Origin of the sequence: Neolewinella maritima (assembly GCF_923081025.1) — a bacterium.
Classification (GTDB): Bacteria; Bacteroidota; Bacteroidia; order Chitinophagales; family Saprospiraceae; genus Neolewinella; species Neolewinella maritima.
Genome location: NZ_CAKLPZ010000004.1, coordinates 291,744 through 310,782, shown reverse-complemented (window position 1 = coordinate 310,782; position 19,039 = coordinate 291,744). Strand labels below are relative to the sequence as shown.

Sequence of the window (19,039 nt, the reverse complement as noted above, 5' to 3'; positions counted from 1 at the left end):
CTGGGTTTTTCTATCCTAAAAGGCTCAAGGTAACTACTTGGCCTGACCCATGACCGTCAGTGTCACCTGCCGCAGATCCTCCGTCCGGCTACTGTTGCCGATCATGATCTGAAAGGTGCCGGGTTCCACGGCGTACTCCATATTCTGATTGAGGTACTCCAGCTGCTCCGGTCCGAGCTCGAAGGTAACGGTCTTGGTCTCCCCGGGGGCGAGGTAGATCTTCTCGAAGCCCTTCAGTTCCTTGACGGGGCGGGTCACCGTACTGTACTCGTCGCGGATGTACAACTGTACAACCTCCTTGCCGGGGCGGTCGCCGGTGTTGGTGATCTTTACGCTTACCGTTGTAGTGCCGTCGACTTGGATCTGATCCGCCGCCAGCTGAGGGATACCGATCTCGAAATCCGTATAGCTCAGGCCATAGCCGAAGGGGTACAGCGCATTCACGTTCTCGAACAGGTAGCCCCGGCGGGCGGTAGGCTTGTAGTTGTAGTACGCCGGAATGTGACCGGCGGAGCGCGGGATGCTGATGGGCAACTTACCGCTTGGATTGACCCGGCCGAATAATACGTCCACCACGCTGTGGCCTGTCTCCTGTCCCAGATAAAAGCACTGAAAAACGGCGTCAGACTTATCGATCAGATTACTGATGTTCAGAGGCCGACCGCCGAAGACCAGTCCGATCATCGGTTTGCCGAGTTCCGCCAGGGCATCGATCAGTTCGTTTTGCGTGCCCATGAGGTCCAGGCTGGGTCGATCGCCTAAGTGACCTTCGGCCCAGGCTTCCCGACTGGTGAGCTCATTACCGCCTACGGCCAGGATGATCACGTCAGCATCCGCTACATCCTCGAGTGCCTGCTGAATGCGCGCGCGGTCGTCTTCCGCACGCACGGCTATAACGGTATCCTTGTACCAGCTACCGGGCTCGGTAAGGCGGGTGCCTTCGGAATACACCACGCTGCCTCCGTTCGCGGCGGTGTAGGCCTCCAGGCCCTGGCGTAGGGTGATGAAGTGTTGTGGTTGGTCGCTGTAGCCCCCCAGAAGGACCTTATCGGCATTCGGCCCGACGACGGCGATGGTGAGTCCGTCCGCCAGGGGAAGCACGCTATCGTTCTTGAGCAGGATCATGGCCTCCGTACCGGCCTCCCGCACCAGCGCATCATCCGCGGGTGTGTTGGACAGGGCCGTACCGGGCTCGATGAAGGGGTTCTCGAACAGCCCGCGGTCGAACTTCTGCTGCAGGATACGGCCTACTGCGGTGTTGAGTACTTCCTCGCTGAGCTCGCCCTGATTGACGGCCTCGACCAGAAAAGGAAAAGCCTCCCGATCCGGTAGTTCGATATCTACGCCGCTGGTGATGGCGCGGACGGCGGCTTCCTTCAGGGTGGCTGCTACGGCGTGGCGACTGTGTAATTCTTTGACGGCGAAGTAGTCCGATACCACCGCGCCCCGATACCCCCACTCCCCGCGCAGTACGTCATTGAGCATCCAGCCGTTGGCGTGACTGGGTATGCCGTTGACCTCATTGTAACTGGCCATGATGTTACGCACCTTGCCGTTGGTTACGATATACCTGAAGGGGTAGAGAAACACCTCCCGCAGGGTGCGCTCACTGATGTGTGCCGGACCGATGTTGTTGCCGCCCTCGGGCTCGCCATGTCCGGCCATGTGTTTGAGGGTGGCGAAGACCTCGCCTTCATTCCACGTATCGTCATCTCCCTGAAATCCGAGCACGGCCTGAAGCCCAATCTGCGCGGCCAGATAGGGATCTTCCCCGAGGGTTTCCTCCACACGGCCCCAGCGGGGGTCGCGGGCTACGTCTACTACGGGAGTGAGTACGACGTGCGCGCCGCGGCTGGCGGCCTGCCGGGCTGCGGTGGCATAAAGTCTTCGGGTAAGGTCCCGATTGAAGGTGGCCGCTACAGAGATCGGTTGGCCCCAGCTGGTGGCATCCCTGGCGGCCAGGCCGTGCAGACTCTCCTCGTGTACCAGCGCCGGGATACCCAGGCGGGTGCTGTCCACCAGCCACTTCTGAATGGCGTTGACGTAGGCGATCTCCTGATCGCCGCTGCGGCCCGGCTCACCACTCCCCGAGAGCTCGCTGGGACGGGTCAGGTGACCGATCCCGTGGGGGATCACTGCCGCAGCCTTGCCGGGGTCGAAGGCATAATCCGCATCTTCCATCCTGTGTTTATCCGCCCAGACGGCCGTGATCTGTGCAACCTTTTCTTCGGTGGTCATGCGGCCGATCAGGTCGGCGATGCGGTCCGTGACGGACTGCTGGTCGTCCCGGTAGATCGCCAACTCGGTATTACTTCGTGGGCTGTCGGCCAGGATAGCCTGCGGAGCGGGAGCTACTTCTATACCCCGGTCGCACGCACCGAGCAGGAGACAAACACAGGGCAGGATGCGCAGTAACATAGGTGGGTAGCGTTGAGTGGCGGCGAGAAGCGAAGGTAAAGCTATTCGGTACGGTGGAAAGTAAGATAAGCTACAGTCCGTCCAGCAGATGAAAAAGGTCTCCGTTGTCAATCAGGGCGCCTTCCTCCATGCGCAGAAAGATATCCTGATCCCGACCGATCGGTATGTAGGCCCGTTCGGCCGTGTACAGTTTAGGGGTGGCACCGTCTTCCTTCAGGCGGGTAAAGATGTCCTGCGGGGAGAGGGTGGTATCGGTGAGGTCTACCCGGGTGCTTCCACTGATGAGCAGACCCCGCATTTCGATCTTGTCCGGTCCGGTACGGTAGGTACGCAGGTCGTGGGGCTTACGGTGCACCAGGTACCGGACCTTGTCGATCACGCCGGCGAATACGATCTGACTGAACTGCAGGATGAGGGCATCGGCCCGGCGCGATTCGTCTTCCTTGATCGCGACCCAGCTGCTCGCATCGATCCCGTTCACGCTCAGGAACTTTACGAATTGCGGCTTGACCTCCTCGAGTTCGTCCCGGCGCAGGCGGCGGAATTTTGTTTCCTTCATGGCCGGACAAACAAATGCCCCGGGGGGTAGTTTTGGCTGTATGTTTGATATCCCCGATTTCGGTAGCGGTGCCGTATGGCTCTCCCTCTTTACTCTGACCTTCCTCGAGATCGTGCTGGGTATCGACAACATCATTTTCATTTCCATCGCCTCTGGAAAGCTGAAGTCGGAAGAGGACCGGAAGAAAGCCACCAATGTAGGCCTCATTCTGGCTATGGTGATGCGTATCGCGTTGCTCTTCGCAGTGTCCTGGCTGGTATCCCTGAAGGACCCCTTCTTCAGCTTCGACTGGGGCTGGGCCAGCGGCGGCTTCAGCGGACAGAGCATCATCCTAGTAGCCGGTGGCATTTTTCTGCTCTACAAATCGACCTCCGAGATCCATCACAAGCTCGAGGGCGATCAGCACGTCGACGGCGATCCGGGTACTCCCTCCGTGGGTGCTTCCCTGCAGTCGGTCATCATTCAGATCACCATCATCAACATCGTGTTCAGCTTCGATTCGATCCTCACTGCGGTTGGGATGACCAACGGACTCTACGGTGCACTGCTGATCATGATCATCGCCGTAGTCATCTCGGTGGCCATCATGATGCTCTTCGCCGTGCCGGTCGGCAACTTCGTCAATCGCAACCCCACGGTACAGATGCTGGGCCTTGCCTTCCTGATCCTGATCGGCTTCATGCTCATCGTCGAAGGGGGGCACCTGGCCGATCTGGTCGTATTCGACAACCACATCGGTACGGTACCCAAGGGCTACCTCTACTTCGCCATCGCCTTCTCGCTGCTGGTAGAGTTTCTCAATATGCGCATCCGGCCAAAGGGCAAGGGCCATCAGGTCAAACTCAACACCTACGCGCAGGAGGCCGCCGACAAGGGGGAGTACGCGCGCATGGAGTAGGTACCGCAGCGGGCGGGGACGCAGGTGCGGATGATGATAGCAAGTAAAACAGAACAGCCACGAATGAGCGATCATTCGTGGCTGTTTCAGTAGTGGGTAGGGTAATGATACTACTTATCGTACAGCGTGATCGCCTCGCCGCCCTTTCCGGCACGACCGGTACGACCCACACGGTGGATGTACGTATCGTAGTCCGTAGGCGCCTCGAAGTTGATCACGTGGGTGATGTCGTCGATATCAAGACCACGTGCAGCTACGTCGGTAGCACAGAGGGCCTTGATCTTACCCTGCTTGAAGGCACCTAGGGCCTTCTGGCGGTAGTTCTGACTCTTATTGCCGTGGATCTCGTCGGCGGAGATACCGGCCTGATTGAGCTTCTTGGTCACTTTCTTGACGCGGTGCTTGGTCTCGGCGAAGATCAGCACGCGCTTCATCTCGGGCTCCTTGAGCATCTCGATCAGCGTATCGAACTTGTCGTCCGGGGCTACGTAGCGCACCGTCTGGTTGATGTGCTCGGCGGATGCTTGTCCACTACTTACTGCCACGGTGATCGGATCAGTCAGGAAGTGGTCGATCAGCTTTTGCTGACTCTTATCTAGAGTAGCGGAGAAAAGCAGCGTTTGATCCCGCTCACCGATCTTATCGGCCAGCCACATGACGTCCTTCTGGAAGCCCATATCGAGCATCCGGTCGAACTCATCGAGCACCAGCACGGAAGCTTCCTGTAGGTCGATCTTGCCTTGCTGGTACAGATCCTTGAGGCGACCCGGGGTAGCTACGACGAGGTGGTAGCTGCGCTTCTTCAGGTTGACAATGTCGGTGTTGATGTTGCGGCCACCGATGAGGGTGATGGCGTTGTACTTCATACCGATGGTGAGGGCACGGAACTCTTCCTCGATCTGCAGCGCGAGCTCCCGGGTGGGGGCCAGCACTAGCGTCTGGAAGGGCTTATCGCTTTCCAGCAGCGCATCGATCAGGGGGATCAGGAAGGCACCCGTCTTACCGGTACCGGTAGTAGCGATACCCATGACATCCTTCATGGCGGCGATGTCCTCGAAGGACTTCTCCTGGATCTCGGTGGGGTATACCCAGCCGGCTGCCTTGATGGCACTCTTGAGCTTGGCGTTGATCTTCCAGTCGGCAAACTTGCTGTCGGCCTTGTACTCGACGGTCTTGAGGGCTACGCCTTCGTGGACCATCATATCGGCGGGTAGGGGAATATAATTGTGGTTGGAGCGACCACCGCCGCTACCGCGCCGGTTGCCACCGCCACCACCGTAGCTGCGCTTGCCGCCGCTACGATTACCATTGCTATTGCCGCGGCCTTTGCCGGAGCGGGAGGGACGTGAATCCATAAAGTATACTATTGAAGGAGCCCCCAACAGAAGAGCGGGGGGAGGGACGTCCCGGCAGCCTGACTGGCGCGACGTAGTGAAGGGCTTCGGTCCGAATGTGAGTAGTACGCAAGGAGCGCAGCTACAGGCGAGGCTGGATCGGAGGAAGCAAGGAGTCCTGGCTCGCGGCCGCAAAGGTACGCATTATTAAATGAATGCGCATATTCCTTTGAAACGTGCGGTGTGGTGGTCCAGCAGGATGCCACATAAATGGCCCGCCGTAGATCAAAATGTGCCGTAGCGCGTTTCACCTATCCACACGGGTCTCAAAATTGGTTGACCCTACAATTTATTTAAATTGGGAAGTGACTTCGGCCTGTCTAGGGCGGGCCTCAAACCCTTCGACTTGTCAGGGCTCGGATCGTACTTCGGTACGTGACGACAAGGGGATTACCGAACCAGGCCAGCTATCCCAACCATGTTCTCATCAGGCGTCAAACCACCTGGGGGCACGTGTGGAACTAAAAAACGCCCGATCATGCAGTGCACGATCGGGCGTTCTTCGTTGTGGTTGCCGGCATTCCTACCGGGGAAGGCGTATCTACTTCCCTCCCTGGAGCTCGTTCTGCAGTTGCTCCAGCTCATCCCAGTTGCCGTCGGCAGCCAATGCAGCCTGCTTGGACCAGGTGCCGGGGTTGTGGACCTTGTAGTTAGGACCCGCGTCGTTCAGGATACCCTGTACGAAGTCCTGATCGGCATCCGCCAGGGCGCGCCAGCTGTTGAGGCCGGAGGCGCTGAGCAGACCGGCGATGGCCGGACCTACGCCCTCGATGACCGTCAGGTCGTTCAGCTTGACCTTGCGACCGCTGGGTAGTACCACGTTTTCGGGCATATCGCTGCCGGTCACTTCGGCCGTATTGAGCGCACCGCCCTGATCGGCGGTAGCTACAGCTAGTTCAGCTTCGTCGGTGATACCGGGTGCCACACTGGGCATCTCGGGTGCGTCATCCAGATGTACGGGAGCGGGATCTACATCAGCCGTAAGGGTAGCCTTGATCTCTACGTCCTTCGCTTTTGCAGTGGATGTCTTCGACGTATCCTGCTGTGCGGACGCCTGGGGGCTATTCGTGCGGCTACTCTGCTTGGCCTGCTTCGGTGCGGTAGCATTTGCTACGTCGCCCGTAGTGCCCGGCTCGATGCTGACGAACATGCGGTCTAGCCGACCCTTGCGGAAAGCTACCTTACCGTCTACCTGTGCGTGGATGGTGAAGTCCTTGCCCATGTAGACATTCGTACCGGGGTGGTACTTGGTGCCGCGCTGACGGATGATAATGTTGCCGGCCTGTGCAGCCTGGCCACCGAAGAGCTTGACGCCGAGCCGTTTGGAGTGGCTGTCGCGACCGTTATCGGTACTACCAACACCTTTCTTATGTGCCATAACAATAGTATTTTCTTGTTTTCGCCGCCCGAAGTCCGCTATTCAGCGAAAAGCCGGTCGCTTAATCTTACTTGGTTTCACCGAATCGTGGACGCGGCAAAAGCAGGAAAATAGCGACATAGACCAACTGGGTGGCTGAAACTGGTTGAGGGAATGATTAGCTCGCGATGGAGTCGATCTTCAATTTGGTGTACTGCTGCCGGTGTCCGTTCTTGACGCGGTAGCCCTTGCGGCGCTTCTTCTTGAAGACTATGACTTTGTCTCCTTTGACGAGGGGGTCAACGACGGTAGCGCCGATGGAGGCGCCACTGAGCATCGGCGTGCCTACGGTGACGTCATCGCCGTCGGCGAGGAGGTGCACTGCGTCGAAGCTGACGGAGTCGCCGGCTTTGGCTTCTAACCGGTGGACGAAGATCTCCTGACCTTCCTCAACTTTGAATTGCTGACCGGCTATGGTTACGATTGCAAACATCTGAGTATGATGTTGGTGAAAAAAATGATTTCGGGGCGCAAAGGTAAGGAGGAATTGTCAATTACCGAAGACAAAGGCGGTAAGCTGCTACGGGCGCGTACGCCGGTGCGATGGTCTAGCCCCGCGTGCCCCCCGTCGAATAGCCAACGCTATTCGATCCAAGCTGACGAACTTGACCAAAAATATGCACGCCATGCTAGACGACATACTCGACGGGGCCCGCAAAGCGGTAGCCGGACTGGCCAGCACCGTAGGCGAGGGCACCCGGGAACGGACCAACAAACTCATCGAAGACTGGCTAGATATCTTTCCTACGCTAGCAGGGTACGGATTGGAGATCACGAGCTTCTCTATGGCGCTCGCCCTAAGCCCGTCCCTAAATGTAGAGCTGCTAGGGCAGCACAGTGACTGGAGTGAAGAAGCGCTACAGGAACGAATGGCCGCCCATAAGGGGGAAACCGCCCTCACCATGGTATTCACCGCCATCCGGACGGCCTACCGCCTACAGCGTCAGACCAAGGCAAGCCTACGCGATCCCCTCATCCTGAAGGTCGTCGTCCGCATCACGCCGGAGGTCCGCGTTGTGCTCGGGCAGCCGATACTGGAGGATTAGGTCGGTTAGGCTGCGGTAGATATCCCGGTAAGCCGGGACAGTGATCAGCGCTAGATGCCGGTCGATAGTAGCGGTATCTCCACGGGCGGCCGCTCCGGTCTGTCGGTCGCGGGGTGGGGTGCCATCCTGCTGTGCTGCAGTATGACGCATGATCGGCAGCAGCAAATCGAAGGGAACATCCGCCTGCTGGCAAAGCCGGTGCGCTACATCGTAAAGCGCCGTGACGAAGTTATTGGAAAACACCGCGGCCAAATGTAGTTGGGCCCGCTGCTCGTCGTCGAGGTAGGCCACCGTATCGCTGAGCGCCCGCGCTACTGCGGTAATTAGTGTCCGCGTGCTGGTGGTGCTGGCATACACGACCAGCGGAAGATCCCGCCAGTCGCTCACCGGTTCGCCAAGCCGTAGCGATCGGATGGGCCAGAGTACACCACGTTCCGTGAAGTATGGATCGATCCGGTCGAGGGGGGTCGCACCACTCGTGTGATACACCGGTAGCGTAGGGGGCAGAATTTCCGAGAGCCGTCTGCTTACTCCGGCAATCGCATTATCGGGTACGGCAAGAAATACAGCCTTGAGGTGATAGTTAGCTAGCTCGCGATGGGTGATGATGGGTACCGGCCAGTCGGCCGGACTACCGCTGCGTGAAACAACTACCACCGGCCCCTCGAGTAGCTGACTGAGGTGCCAGGCCAGGTGGCCGCTACCGACGATAGCGAAGGTGTCATCCATGTAGGCGGCCTACGAAGGTGCGCAGTAGCTCCACGTCCTTAATGCCCGGCTGGGTCTCGAACTTACTGTTGACGTCCACGCCCCGCAGCTGCGGGTGATCGATCCGCCGGATCGCCGCCGCATCGTTCGGTCCGATCCCACCACTCAGCAGGAAAGGGACCGGGCTATTGTATTCGGCTAGCTTACTCCAATCCCACTGCTGCCCCGTACCACCGGCCTGCTGCTTACCACCGGTGTCGAAAACAAATAGCGGACAGCTGCTAGCATAAGCGTGCGTATCGCTGAAGTCAAAATCGGGCGTGATGGAAAAGGCTTTACAGATGCTGGCCTTGCGCAGTGTATTCACGCTCCACAGCAGTTTGAGCTCCTGGCAATAGCCCGCGCTTTCATTGCCGTGCAGCTGCACCCAGTCGAGCTGGTAGTCATGGACGGTATTGAGTACGTAGTCGATCTCTGCGTTGACGAATACCCCGACCAGCTCCGTTTTCTGGAACAGGTCGCGGTTCGCTCCGATCCATTCGCCCAGGGCGGGCTGACCGGCAAAGCGCGGGGAGGCAGGGTGGAAAATAAGTCCGAGGTAGTCGATCCCAAGGCCATTGACGGCGGCGATGTTATCGGGCTCGCGCATCCCACAGACCTTTACTTTCATGCGATAGCGTCCTTGTAGGTAGCTTCAATAGTGTGGGTCTTGCGGATGAACTCCGCACAGGCTAGTCCCGGATCCGGCTGGCGCATGAAGTAGGTGCCGATCAGGAACCCCTTGAACTTCTCCCGCCGCAGCTTCACGATCGTCTGGGGGTCTTCAATGCCACTCTCCGAGATCCGTAGAATGCCGGGGGGCAGCATCGGCTCCAGCTCCAGACTGGTGGTGATGTCCACCTTGAAGGTCGTCAGGTCGCGGTTGTTGATGCCGATGATGTCTACGCTGGGGCTGATCTTGGCCACCTCGTCTTCGTTGTGTACCTCACAGATCACCTGCAGGCCCAGTTCTTCGGCTTCCTCTGCGAGCTCATTGAGCTGGGCCGGACTCAGACAGGCCGCAATCAGCAGAATCGCATCCGCCCCCATGGCCCGGGCTTCGTGCACTTGGTAGCGATCGATGATGAAGTCCTTGCGGATGATGGGTACACTGACAGCGGCCCGTACCTTATCGATATCGTCCGGCTTGGCCCCGAAGAACTGCACGTCGGTGAGGCAGGAGATCGCCGCGGCACCGGCCTCGACGTATCCCTTCGCGACGGCGGCAGGATCGGCTTCGAGATTAATATCCTGCTGGCTCGGCGATTTGCGCTTGAACTCGGCGATGATGCCGAAGTCCTTACTCTCTTCGATGGCCCGGCAGAGGCTACGGCGCGGGTGGGCGTAGCCGGCACTGTCCATGAGAGCCTCTACGGGAAACTGCTCCGCACGGCGGTCTATTTCCAGGCGTTTGTGGGCGACGATGCGGTCGAGTATATTGTCCATAGGCAGCTAGGGTATCCGCACAGTATAAGGCACAAACCGGGCACGGAGTTGGCTCAGCCCAGTAATTTCCGCAGCACCCCACGGGCGCGCCCGCTTACGATACTTTCCCGAGCCTCCGCTACGCAGTCGATCAGACTACGCTCGGGGTGGATGACCTGAATGGCCAGTCCCGCGTTGGCGCACACCACCGCCTGCTGGGCCGACGTGGCGGTCCCTTCCAGTACCTGCAGAAAAATGGCCCGCCCTTCCTCCGGGGTCTCGCCACCGTAGAGCTCCTCGGGTCGTAGTATTGGGAGTCCGAAATCAGCCGGATAGAGCACCCCCTGCATCCTGCGGCCGCGCACACTCGCTCCGCCGGTGAGGCTCACTTCATCGTAGCCGTCCAGGGCGTGCACGATGCAGTAGGCGCGGTCGGATTCGGCCTGGAGAATGTAGTCGTACACCCGGCTGACGCTGCGGTCGTAGGTACCGAATAACTGGTAGGCGGGGAGGGCGGGATTGATCAGTGGACCCAGTAGATTAAAAAAGGTGCGTACGCGTAGCGCCTTGCGTACCGGCACCACATTCTTCATGGCTGGGTGGAAGAGCGGGGCGTGCAGGAAGCAGATGCCCGCGCGGTCCAGATCGGAGAGAAGCCGGTCGCGGTCGTTGCTAAATTCGTAGCCCAGCGCCAGCAGGACGTCGCTGCTGCCCACCTTGCTGCTCACCCCGTAGCTGCCATGCTTGGAGACGGGATAGCCCGCGCCGGCTACGACCACGCACGAAAGGGTGCTGATATTGAAGGTGTGCTTACCGTCACCGCCGGTACCGACGATATCGATGGTCCGGCGGCCTTCCAGATCCAGGGGCACGGCCAGTTCGAGCATGGCATCGCGGAAGCCCTGGATCTCGGACAGGTAGGGCGGGCGCATGTTGATGGCTGAGACGACGGCGGCGATCTCGGGCTCGGCCGCCTCCCCGTTGGCGATGCGCAGCAGGGTCTGGTAGGCACTCTGGCGGCTCAGGGGCGCACGGGCGTAGAGTTGGTTGAGCAGCGTCTGCATCGGCTAGAAGCGAAAGCCTACGCTGGCCTGGATGACGCGATTGTAGTCCTTATCGTCCGTATTGTATTCGATCTCCTCGCTGCCGCCGGGGGCACTATACAGACGCTGGTCGTTCTCGCCGCGGGTCACGTCGGTTAGTCCCAGCTGGTAGCGGGCTCCCAAGTACAGACCGTTGTTGAGGAAGTAGGACACACCGCCGACCAGTCCGAAGTCGAGCCGTCGGTACAGCGGCCGGTTGTCCGTAGCGTTGTAGTAGGCATTGACCACGGCGGGGGCGTTGGCGATCGCGCTGGTATTGGAGAACTCCAGGGCGGCGTTTCGACCAATGGTCTCATCGAAGTAATTGTAGTCGTAGTTGTAGGATAGATCGGCCAGGCCCCGCCCCTGGGGGTCAAGATTAGCAGTGTAGGTGGCCGAGCCGGATGCACGGCTGTTGACCAGCAGACCCATACTGAGTCCGCCCTCCAGCTCTAGGGGGCCGAGTCGGTAGTAGGCGACCACTGGTATATCGATGTAGCTATTCAATGCATCGCGCTCGCTCTGTAGTTCGCCCTGAATGCGTTCCGCGGTCCCATCGGGGGCGTAAAGAAAAAAGTAGGAGGGGCCGGTGTAGAGCACTTCGCCGCCCTTCTGGCTGTACATCAGGTCGGCCTTAAAGCCAAATAGATCCGTAAAGGCGTAGGCAAAGGTGGCCCCGACGTGAAAGCCGGTCGTGCGGTTGAACTCTTCCAGGGTCATATCGCTGCCGCCGATCGCGCCCATTTCCGCATCGCCGTCGAAGGAAATGAAGTTGAGGCCCGCGCGGAACCCTCCGCTGAACTCCTGGGCCGTAAGGCTGGTGCAGGTCAGAAGGGCAAACAGACAAAGGATACGGGGCAGGGGCATGGTGAATAATTTCGCGGCAAAGATGGGCCGAAAATGTGGAACGGTGGCCCGGCGCGGCGCGCGGGTGCGGGGGCTATACTACAGGGAGCGGGCTACCCGCCAGGGGGTTGGCTCAACCCAATCCCGTACCAGGCGTTCTCCCAAAAAAGACCCCTCCCCGATGAGCACTACCACCGCCACCAAGCGCCCCGTTCTCCTCTATACCGAACAGACGCCGAACCCCGAGACCCTCAAGTTCGTCACCAACCGGATGCTGTACAGCGGCACGGCCGAGTTCCGGGAGGAAGAATTTGCCCGCGAGTGGTCGCCCCTGGCCGCCGCGCTCTACGATTTTGCCTACGTCAAGAAGGTCTATATCGCCAACAACTACGTGACCATCACGAAGGAGTTCAACTACAGCTGGGACGACATCATGCTGAAGCTGAAGGAGTACGTCAAGACCTACCTGGAGGACAACCGGCCCATCATCAAGGACGGATTCGCTGAGGAAGTAGCCCGCATTGAGGAAGCCCGCGGTGTCAGCTATGAGTACAGTGAGGACGAAGCCGAGACGGTCGCCCAGATCAAGGAGCTCATCGATACCTACGTCAAGCCTGCCGTAGAGATGGATGGTGGTAATATCGAGTTCAAGTCCTTCCACGAAGGCATCGTGACGGTCATCATGCAGGGTGCCTGCTCGGGTTGTCCCAGCTCCACCGTGACCCTGAAGTCCGGCATCGAGCAGATGCTCAAGCGGATGATGCCACAGGTCAAGGAGGTGGTGCAGGAGATGGGCTAGGAACGTTGCCTGCTCCGCTCGTATTCAATTTCGGTATGCGTATACTCTTTTTACTGGCTGTGCTTAGTCTGGGCACCACCCGGCTGTGGGCGCAGAACGTGTACGTACGTGCCTATGGTACGGCAACAAACCCCGCGCTGCTCTATCTCCACGGCGGACCCGGTTTCAACGCTGCCTCCTTCGAAGTAACGACTGCCCAGGAGCTAGCGGATAGGGGCTTTTATGTCATCGTCTATGATCGCAGGGGGGAGGGCAGATCCAAGACGGTACCGGCCGGCTACACTTTCGCGGAATCACTGGCCGATATCGACACTATTCTGGATCAGCACGCGATATCCTCCATCATTTTATTGGGCCATAGCTTCGGTGGTATTCTGGCTACGCACTACGCTAGCCAGCATCCCGAGCGAACGACTGCGGTAGTATTACTGAGTGCACCGATCGATCTGCAGGCCAGTCTTCGGACCATCCTAGGTCGTTCCAGAGCACTTTACGAATCAAGTAACGACAGTACGAACCTAGCGTACATCGGTATGCTGGAGCAGATGGATACCGCCTCCCTCGACTACGCTACCTACCTGTTTGCCCACGCGATGCAAAATGATTTATACCGGCCTGCCGTGTCGACTCCAGCGGCAGACTCCCTCTACGCATCCATCGCCCGGGACACCAGTGCCCAACGCGCTAAAAATGCCCCGGCCTACCTCGCTGTACAGGGCTTTTACGCCCACGAACGGTACACGATGCTCGACCTTACCGAGCAGATCACAGCGCTTCACACCCAGGGCACGCCGGTGTATGGGCTGTACGGTATGGAAGACGGACTGTTTGATCCCCAACAGTTGGATCACATCGAGAGCTTACTGGGTACCGACTACTTTTTATGCATGGAGTCTGCCTCCCACTTCCCCTATGTGGATCAGCACGCGCGGTTTTTAACTACCCTGACGGCATGGCTAAAGTAGTAGCCACCACTTCCGCCGCCTTCGATCGCCGGCACCTCTGGCATCCCTATACGAGTCTGACCGACCCCCTGCCCGTCTACGAAGTAGCCTCCGCCGAAGGCTGCACGCTGCGGTTGGCGGACGGGCGCGAAGTGATCGACGGCATGGCCAGCTGGTGGTGCGCGATCCATGGCTACAATGTTCCTGAATTGAACGAGGCGGCCCGGGCACAGCTCACCAAGATGAGTCATGTGATGTTCGGCGGACTCACTCACGCGCCGGCCATCGAGCTCGGCAAGCGGCTGGTCGACCTGATGCCCGACGGACTAGATCGCATCTTCCTGGCTGACAGCGGTTCGGTCAGCGTAGAGGTAGCCATGAAGATGGCCGTGCAGTACCAGCACGCCCGGGGCCACGGTACGCAGCGTAGTCAGTTTCTGACCCTGCGCGGCGGCTACCACGGCGATACGACGGGACCGATGTCGGTCTGCGATCCGGTCGGGGGGATGCACCAACTCTTCGCCGGCTTTCTGCCGCAGCATGCATTCTACGATCGTCCGCCGGGCGGGGTGGACGAAGCCATCGATCAGGCTTACCTCGAGGGACTAGAGCAATTCTTCGCGGAGCACGCTGCTCACGCCGTGGCTTTCATCGTAGAGCCGGTGTTGCAGGGTGCCGGGGGGATGCACTTCTACAGCCCCGCTTACCTGCCGGAATTCCGCCGCCTTTGTGATGCCCATGGTCTATTGCTGATCTACGACGAGATCGCCACGGGCTTCGGGCGCACCGGACAGCTGTTCCTGAGCCATACGGCCTCTGCCCGTCCGGATATCGTCTGCATCGGCAAGGCGCTCACCGGGGGGTACCTCACGCTGGCCGCTACGATCACCAGCGCCCACGTCGCAGAGACGATCAGTGGGGGAGCGGCCGGCGTGCTCATGCACGGCCCTACCTTCATGGGCAATCCGCTGGCCTGTGCCGTGGCGGTAGCGAGTATCGATCTGCTGCTTGGTAGTGACTGGCCTTCCCACGTACAGCGCATCGCTTCCCAATTGACCCGGCACCTGCGCGCCGCCGCCCAGCTTGATGCCGTGAAGTATGTACGGGTACTGGGGGCCGTGGGGGTAGTGGAGCTACACGAGGCGGTGGACGTGGCGCACTTCCAGTCCTACTGCGTGGCGCAGGGGGTATGGATCAGGCCCTTCGGCCGGCTGGTGTACCTGATGCCGCCCTACGTGATCACGGACCGAGAAATAGAACTGCTGTGTCGCACGGTGGTTAACTATGTACTAGCTTTGCCCCCCGTAGAAACCCCCTGACCGATGGCCACCGTAAAATTCACCTTTGAGGATAAGACTATCCCACCCCAGATCGTGGAGGGCGTCGAGACCGACGTCAGCATTCTGGAAGTGACCGAGGACAACGGCATCCACCTCAACCACAACTGTGGGGAGGTCTGCGCCTGCTCCACCTGCCACATCTACGTCAACGAGGGCGGTGAGGCGCTGCAGGAGATCAGCGACAAGGAGGAGGACTTCATTGACCGGGCCATCAATCCGCGCATCGAGAGCCGCCTGGGCTGCCAGTCGGTGATCCTGGATGCGGATGCAGTCATTGAAGTAGAGATTCCGGACCAGCGGCGCATTATCGGCCACGAGCACTAACCCCACCCCATGAGCTTCAAAGACTTCAACGACTTTCCCTTCGGCTGGGCCGATCACGAGGATATTGCCATTGCGCTGTACGACCGCTTTGGCGACGAGTTCGGCCAGGACAAGATCTACCGCATCCGCTTCACCGATCTGCTGGACTGGATCGTGGAAATTCCGCAATTCACCGGCACCCGGGAGCAGTCTTCCGAGGAGCACCTGGAGCAGATTCAGGCTAAGTGGGTGTATGAGTGGCGGGAGAATCAATGAACGAATTAGAGCGCTTCCACGAAGTCTCCACCTTCATCTTTGATGTGGACGGCGTACTGACGGACTCCCAACTGCTTGTACTGGAAGACGGAAGCCTGCTGCGGCAGATGAACGTGCGCGACGGCTACGCCATCAAGCGGGCGCTGGACGTGGGCTACAAGGTCTGCGTGATCACCGGCGGCAAAAGCCTGGGTGTCGTAGAGCGGCTGCAGGGGCTCGGCGTAGTCGATGTCTACTACGGCGTGCAGGACAAGGTGGAAGCCTACCGGGAGTTCATGGACCTATACGAACTGGATGACGCCGGCGTGCTCTACATGGGCGACGATGTGCCGGATTACGAGGTGATGCGCTTGGTGGGCTTCCCGACCTGTCCGCTGGATGCCTGTCCGGAGATTCTTTCGCTAGCCAAATACGTAAGTAATAAGGGCGGGGGCGCCGGTGCGGTGCGGGACGTGATCGAGCGGACCCTGCGGGTGAAGGGGCTGTGGCTGCCCGGTAGTGAGGAGGAGGTGCCGCGATCGGTGTAGGTCAGCTTTTCGGTGGAAAGACCGGCGAGTCACCAAAGTCTACATCAGCGTAGAGCTCGGCCATTAACAGGGTGACACCGATGCATTCTAGTACAATAGATGAATCCAGCCCGTCGGCATAGTCATATCTGCCCAGCGTTCCCGGCCCCTGACGCCGGTATATGGTGACGGCGGGGCGATCCTGCTCAATTACCAAATATTCCTGTATGCTTGATAGGGAGAGGTAATAGCGCATTTTAGCGCCGCGATCGTAGTCACCGGAACTGTCGGAAACTACTTCCACCACCAGCGTCGGATTACAAATGGCGCCCATTATTTTATCGGATTCTTTGACCGGCCCGCAGACCACGGTAGCATCGGGGTAGACGTACTGAGCTGCCTCTTCTATTTCGACTTTCAGCTCGGAATTGAAGGTTCGACAACCTTCCCCCCGGCGCTTGGTCTCGCGTAGAAGGATTGCGCTCACATTGGTGCACAGTGTAGTGTGATTAATTGTCCCCCCCGCCATGGCGTATAAATCCCCGTGGTGATACTCTAAACGTACTTCCCCCTGACGTTCTACTTCTAAATATTGCTCGATGGGCAGTTTGACTTTGACGGCAACCATAGCTGATCGTTTGTCCAAATATACACCGCACTCGCGCCCCCGACCAACAAATTGTTGCTTATCTTGGCCGCCCCGCTCAACTCCCGTATAACATGGCCGACACCACCACTACCAGCTACCTCGATTCCCTCAACGATATACAGCGGCAGGCGGTGACTACTACGGACGGCCCCGTACTGGTCGTAGCCGGCCCCGGCTCGGGCAAAACGCGCGTACTGACCTACCGCATCGCCCACATCATCGAGCAGGGTACCGCCCCCTGGGAGATCCTGGCGCTGACGTTTACCAACAAGGCGGCGCGGGAAATGAAGGAGCGCATCGAGACGGTGATCGGCAAGCGCGCCAGCTACATCTGGGCGGGTACTTTTCACAGCCTGTTCGCGCGTATCCTGCGGGTGGAGGCCCAGCACATCGGCTACCCCAGTAACTTCACGATCTACGATACGGACGATACCAAGAGCCTGATCGGTAGCATCGTCCGTGAGATGAACCTGGACAAGCAGGTGTACGGCGCCAACTCCATCAAGAACCGCATCAGCTCGGCCAAGAGTAGCCTGATCACGCCCAAGCTGTACCAGCAGAATGAAGAACTCCTGGCGCAGGATAAGCTGGCCAATATGCCGCTCGTCTCCAAGATCTATACCGCCTACGTCGCCCGCTGTAAGCAGGCCGGGGCGATGGACTTTGATGACCTGCTGTTCCGCCTCTTTGAGCTTCTACAGAACGTGCCGGAGGTAGTACAGAAGTACCGCGAGAAATTCAAGTACGTGCTCGTAGACGAATTTCAGGATACGAATACGCTGCAGTACGCCATCATCAAGAAATTGGTGCAGTATCCCCAGAGTCCTCGTAATATCTGTGTGGTGGGTGATGACGCCCAGTCGATCTACGCCTTCCGGGGGGCTACGATTCAAAATATTCTGGACTTCGAGCAGGACTTCGGGCAGTTTGGCATCCAGACCTTTAAGCTCGAGCAGAATTACCGCAGTACGGAGAATATCGTCAATACGGCCAATGCCGTGATCAGCTACAACAAGCGGCAGATCCAGAAGAGCATCTGGAGTGACAAGGGGGTAGGGGACAAGATCCGCGTCATCAAGGCCGTAGACGACAACGAGGAGGGCCGCCGTGTAGCTGATACCATCCTGGAGCAGAAGAACCGCTACCATCTGCAGAACAGCGACATCGCCATCCTGTACCGCACCAACTCCCAGTCGCGGATCTTCGAGGAGTACCTGCGCCGTTTTAATATCCTCTACCGGGTGTACGGCGGACAGAGCTTCTACCAGCGCAAGGAAGTCAAGGACCTGATTGCCTACCTGCGCATGGTCGTCAACCCCAATGACGAGGAAGCCTTCCGCCGCTCGATCAATCATCCCAAGCGCGGCATCGGGAATACCAGTATTGCCAAGGTTGCGACCCTAGCCCGGGCCGAGAGTATGACGCTGTTCGAGGCGCTCAAGCACGTAGCCCTGCCCAAGCGTACCCGGCATGCGGCCGACGGCTACATCCACATCATCGAAAAGGCACTGGCGAAGGCCGACACAGCCGATGCCTACGAGATCGCCGACATGATCGCCAAGGCTAGCGGTCTGACCGATATGCTCCGCAACGATAAGTCCATCGAAGGCATGGGCCGGTTGGAGAACCACGAGGCGCTGCTGGACGGTATCAAATCCTTCGTCGAAGAAGACACCGTCATCGATACCGATACGCTACCCGATAAGTCGCTGGCAACCTACCTGCAGAATATCGCCCTGCTGACTGACGCCGACGAGGGCGACACCAAGAACGCCGATGTCGTGACGCTCATGTCCGTGCACGCCGCCAAGGGCTTGGAGTACAAAGCTATCTTTGTCGTCGGCCTGGAGGAAAAGCTCTTCCCCAGCTGGATGAGTATGGACTCTACCGACGGGCTCGACGAGGAGCGCCGGCTGTTTTACGTAGCCATCACCCGCGCCGAACTCTACCTCACCCTGAGCTACGCCAATACCCGCTACCGCTACGGGAAGATGGTCATGAACGAGCCCAGCCGCTTCCTCTCCGAAGTTCCGGCCGACGCGGTAGAGAATACGACCGGCGGCGGACGGCGCAGCAACGACTTTGAATTCGATAAGGTAGCACGGCAGCGCGAGCACCGCGCACGGGTCACCGGAGTCACCCCCCGCAACCGCCGGGGTACGGCCCGCTTCGCCTCTCCCAAGGTGGATCCCGCAACGTTCAAGCCTAGTCCCACCACGGAAGTACAGGTGGGGCGCAATGTCCTCCACCTGAAGTTCGGGGAGGGTAAGGTGCTGCACGTGGACGGTGGGTCGGACAACCGTATTGCCACTATTCACTTCAGTGAGTTACCGCAGCCCGAAAAGCGCATCATGCTCAAGTTTGCCAAACTGCAGGTACTGGATTAGGAC

At 59.0% G+C, this 19,039-nt stretch carries 19 protein-coding genes and 1 pseudogene; 9 read left to right on the top strand and 11 right to left on the bottom strand.

Annotated features, from left to right (window positions below):
• Positions 1-33 precede the first annotated feature (33 nt).
• Positions 34-2,418 (bottom strand): glycoside hydrolase family 3 N-terminal domain-containing protein, encoded by a 2,385-nt coding sequence (locus MJQ68_RS15455; RefSeq protein ID WP_238752038.1) that lies wholly within the window; start codon positions 2,416-2,418, stop codon positions 34-36.
• 70 nt (positions 2,419-2,488) lie between these two features.
• Positions 2,489-2,977 carry a DUF6495 family protein gene (locus tag MJQ68_RS15450; RefSeq protein ID WP_238752037.1) on the bottom strand — a complete coding sequence of 163 codons (489 nt, stop codon included), beginning with the start codon at positions 2,975-2,977 and terminating at the stop codon, positions 2,489-2,491.
• 40 nt (positions 2,978-3,017) lie between these two features.
• On the opposite strand from MJQ68_RS15450, the gene MJQ68_RS15445 reads away from it, so the two are divergent.
• Positions 3,018-3,875, top strand: coding sequence for a TerC family protein (locus MJQ68_RS15445; protein WP_238752036.1), 858 nt, complete (start codon positions 3,018-3,020; stop codon positions 3,873-3,875).
• Between the two features lie 110 nt (positions 3,876-3,985).
• On the opposite strand, the gene MJQ68_RS15440 is transcribed toward MJQ68_RS15445, so the two are convergent.
• The 3 genes and pseudogenes from MJQ68_RS15440 to rplU all read right to left on the bottom strand — a co-directional run bounded on the left by MJQ68_RS15440 (position 3,986) and on the right by rplU (position 7,119).
• A complete protein-coding gene (locus MJQ68_RS15440; RefSeq protein ID WP_238752035.1) occupies positions 3,986-5,230 on the bottom strand; it encodes a DEAD/DEAH box helicase in 1,245 nt (414 codons plus the stop codon).
• Positions 5,231-6,398: 1,168 nt separating this feature from the next.
• Positions 6,399-6,647, bottom strand: a pseudogene (gene rpmA / locus MJQ68_RS15435) (50S ribosomal protein L27); the annotation flags it as partial.
• Positions 6,648-6,804: 157 nt separating this feature from the next.
• Entirely contained in the window at positions 6,805-7,119 is a 315-nt protein-coding gene (rplU, locus tag MJQ68_RS15430) for a 50S ribosomal protein L21 (protein ID WP_238752034.1), read from the bottom strand.
• Between the two features lie 193 nt (positions 7,120-7,312).
• Here rplU and MJQ68_RS15425 point away from each other — a divergent pair, with 193 nt between their 5' ends.
• The gene (locus MJQ68_RS15425; RefSeq protein ID WP_238752033.1) at positions 7,313-7,732 is read left to right on the top strand and encodes a hypothetical protein; all 420 of its coding nucleotides are present in this window, start codon (positions 7,313-7,315) and stop codon (positions 7,730-7,732) included.
• On the opposite strand, the gene MJQ68_RS15420 is transcribed toward MJQ68_RS15425, so the two are convergent.
• Genes MJQ68_RS15420 through MJQ68_RS15400 form a run of 5 tightly spaced genes read right to left on the bottom strand, consistent with a single transcriptional unit; the run spans position 7,646 to position 11,853 of the window.
• Positions 7,646-8,461 (bottom strand): DUF2520 domain-containing protein, encoded by an 816-nt coding sequence (locus MJQ68_RS15420; protein WP_238752032.1) that lies wholly within the window; start codon positions 8,459-8,461, stop codon positions 7,646-7,648. The two genes, MJQ68_RS15425 and MJQ68_RS15420, sit on opposite strands and share 87 nt — an antisense overlap.
• Positions 8,454-9,110: a phosphoribosylanthranilate isomerase gene (locus MJQ68_RS15415; RefSeq protein ID WP_238752030.1), complete on the bottom strand. Its 657-nt coding sequence runs from the start codon at positions 9,108-9,110 to the stop codon at positions 8,454-8,456. Before MJQ68_RS15415 ends, MJQ68_RS15420 begins: the two co-directional genes overlap by 8 nt.
• The gene (gene trpC / locus MJQ68_RS15410; RefSeq protein ID WP_238752029.1) at positions 9,107-9,925 is read right to left on the bottom strand and encodes an indole-3-glycerol phosphate synthase TrpC; all 819 of its coding nucleotides are present in this window, start codon (positions 9,923-9,925) and stop codon (positions 9,107-9,109) included. Before trpC ends, MJQ68_RS15415 begins: the two co-directional genes overlap by 4 nt.
• Positions 9,926-9,978: 53 nt before the next feature.
• Complete coding sequence (gene trpD / locus MJQ68_RS15405) at positions 9,979-10,968, bottom strand: anthranilate phosphoribosyltransferase (protein WP_238752028.1); 990 nt, start codon at positions 10,966-10,968, stop codon at positions 9,979-9,981.
• A 3-nt stretch (positions 10,969-10,971) separates the two neighbouring features.
• Positions 10,972-11,853: a porin family protein gene (locus MJQ68_RS15400; RefSeq protein ID WP_238752027.1), complete on the bottom strand. Its 882-nt coding sequence runs from the start codon at positions 11,851-11,853 to the stop codon at positions 10,972-10,974.
• A 160-nt stretch (positions 11,854-12,013) separates the two neighbouring features.
• Here MJQ68_RS15400 and MJQ68_RS15395 point away from each other — a divergent pair, with 160 nt between their 5' ends.
• Genes MJQ68_RS15395 through MJQ68_RS15370 form a run of 6 tightly spaced genes read left to right on the top strand, consistent with a single transcriptional unit; the run spans position 12,014 to position 16,021 of the window.
• Positions 12,014-12,631 (top strand): NifU family protein, encoded by a 618-nt coding sequence (locus tag MJQ68_RS15395; protein ID WP_238752026.1) that lies wholly within the window; start codon positions 12,014-12,016, stop codon positions 12,629-12,631.
• A 35-nt stretch (positions 12,632-12,666) separates the two neighbouring features.
• Positions 12,667-13,596: an alpha/beta fold hydrolase gene (locus MJQ68_RS15390; RefSeq protein ID WP_238752025.1), complete on the top strand. Its 930-nt coding sequence runs from the start codon at positions 12,667-12,669 to the stop codon at positions 13,594-13,596.
• Positions 13,584-14,894 carry an adenosylmethionine--8-amino-7-oxononanoate transaminase gene (bioA, locus tag MJQ68_RS15385; protein ID WP_238752024.1) on the top strand — a complete coding sequence of 437 codons (1,311 nt, stop codon included), beginning with the start codon at positions 13,584-13,586 and terminating at the stop codon, positions 14,892-14,894. The genes MJQ68_RS15390 and bioA overlap by 13 nt, the downstream gene beginning before the upstream one ends.
• 3 nt (positions 14,895-14,897) lie before the next feature.
• Entirely contained in the window at positions 14,898-15,239 is a 342-nt protein-coding gene (locus MJQ68_RS15380; RefSeq protein ID WP_238752023.1) for a 2Fe-2S iron-sulfur cluster-binding protein, read from the top strand.
• Positions 15,240-15,248: 9 nt separating this feature from the next.
• The gene (gene iscX, locus MJQ68_RS15375; protein ID WP_238752022.1) at positions 15,249-15,494 is read left to right on the top strand and encodes a Fe-S cluster assembly protein IscX; all 246 of its coding nucleotides are present in this window, start codon (positions 15,249-15,251) and stop codon (positions 15,492-15,494) included.
• Complete coding sequence (locus tag MJQ68_RS15370; protein WP_238752021.1) at positions 15,491-16,021, top strand: KdsC family phosphatase; 531 nt, start codon at positions 15,491-15,493, stop codon at positions 16,019-16,021. Before iscX ends, MJQ68_RS15370 begins: the two co-directional genes overlap by 4 nt.
• Before the next feature lies 1 nt (position 16,022).
• Here the strand turns inward: MJQ68_RS15370 and MJQ68_RS15365 are convergent, their stop codons facing one another.
• Positions 16,023-16,628 carry a Uma2 family endonuclease gene (locus MJQ68_RS15365; RefSeq protein WP_238752020.1) on the bottom strand — a complete coding sequence of 202 codons (606 nt, stop codon included), beginning with the start codon at positions 16,626-16,628 and terminating at the stop codon, positions 16,023-16,025.
• Positions 16,629-16,720: 92 nt separating this feature from the next.
• Between MJQ68_RS15365 and MJQ68_RS15360 the strand changes: the two genes are divergently transcribed.
• Positions 16,721-19,036, top strand: coding sequence for an ATP-dependent helicase (locus MJQ68_RS15360; RefSeq protein ID WP_238752019.1), 2,316 nt, complete (start codon positions 16,721-16,723; stop codon positions 19,034-19,036).
• Positions 19,037-19,039 lie beyond the last annotated feature (3 nt).

Coding starts and splice junctions, on each gene's coding strand:
- MJQ68_RS15455 (WP_238752038.1), bottom strand. CDS start 2,418: ATGTTACTGCGCATCCTGCCCTGTGTTTGTCTCCTGCTCGGTGCGTGC.
- MJQ68_RS15450 (WP_238752037.1), bottom strand. CDS start 2,977: ATGAAGGAAACAAAATTCCGCCGCCTGCGCCGGGACGAACTCGAGGAG.
- MJQ68_RS15445 (WP_238752036.1), top strand. CDS start 3,018: ATGTTTGATATCCCCGATTTCGGTAGCGGTGCCGTATGGCTCTCCCTC.
- MJQ68_RS15440 (WP_238752035.1), bottom strand. CDS start 5,230: ATGGATTCACGTCCCTCCCGCTCCGGCAAAGGCCGCGGCAATAGCAAT.
- rplU (WP_238752034.1), bottom strand. CDS start 7,119: ATGTTTGCAATCGTAACCATAGCCGGTCAGCAATTCAAAGTTGAGGAA.
- MJQ68_RS15425 (WP_238752033.1), top strand. CDS start 7,313: ATGCTAGACGACATACTCGACGGGGCCCGCAAAGCGGTAGCCGGACTG.
- MJQ68_RS15420 (WP_238752032.1), bottom strand. CDS start 8,461: ATGGATGACACCTTCGCTATCGTCGGTAGCGGCCACCTGGCCTGGCAC.
- MJQ68_RS15415 (WP_238752030.1), bottom strand. CDS start 9,110: ATGAAAGTAAAGGTCTGTGGGATGCGCGAGCCCGATAACATCGCCGCC.
- trpC (WP_238752029.1), bottom strand. CDS start 9,925: ATGGACAATATACTCGACCGCATCGTCGCCCACAAACGCCTGGAAATA.
- trpD (WP_238752028.1), bottom strand. CDS start 10,968: ATGCAGACGCTGCTCAACCAACTCTACGCCCGTGCGCCCCTGAGCCGC.
- MJQ68_RS15400 (WP_238752027.1), bottom strand. CDS start 11,853: ATGCCCCTGCCCCGTATCCTTTGTCTGTTTGCCCTTCTGACCTGCACC.
- MJQ68_RS15395 (WP_238752026.1), top strand. CDS start 12,014: ATGAGCACTACCACCGCCACCAAGCGCCCCGTTCTCCTCTATACCGAA.
- MJQ68_RS15390 (WP_238752025.1), top strand. CDS start 12,667: ATGCGTATACTCTTTTTACTGGCTGTGCTTAGTCTGGGCACCACCCGG.
- bioA (WP_238752024.1), top strand. CDS start 13,584: ATGGCTAAAGTAGTAGCCACCACTTCCGCCGCCTTCGATCGCCGGCAC.
- MJQ68_RS15380 (WP_238752023.1), top strand. CDS start 14,898: ATGGCCACCGTAAAATTCACCTTTGAGGATAAGACTATCCCACCCCAG.
- iscX (WP_238752022.1), top strand. CDS start 15,249: ATGAGCTTCAAAGACTTCAACGACTTTCCCTTCGGCTGGGCCGATCAC.
- MJQ68_RS15370 (WP_238752021.1), top strand. CDS start 15,491: ATGAACGAATTAGAGCGCTTCCACGAAGTCTCCACCTTCATCTTTGAT.
- MJQ68_RS15365 (WP_238752020.1), bottom strand. CDS start 16,628: ATGGTTGCCGTCAAAGTCAAACTGCCCATCGAGCAATATTTAGAAGTA.
- MJQ68_RS15360 (WP_238752019.1), top strand. CDS start 16,721: ATGGCCGACACCACCACTACCAGCTACCTCGATTCCCTCAACGATATA.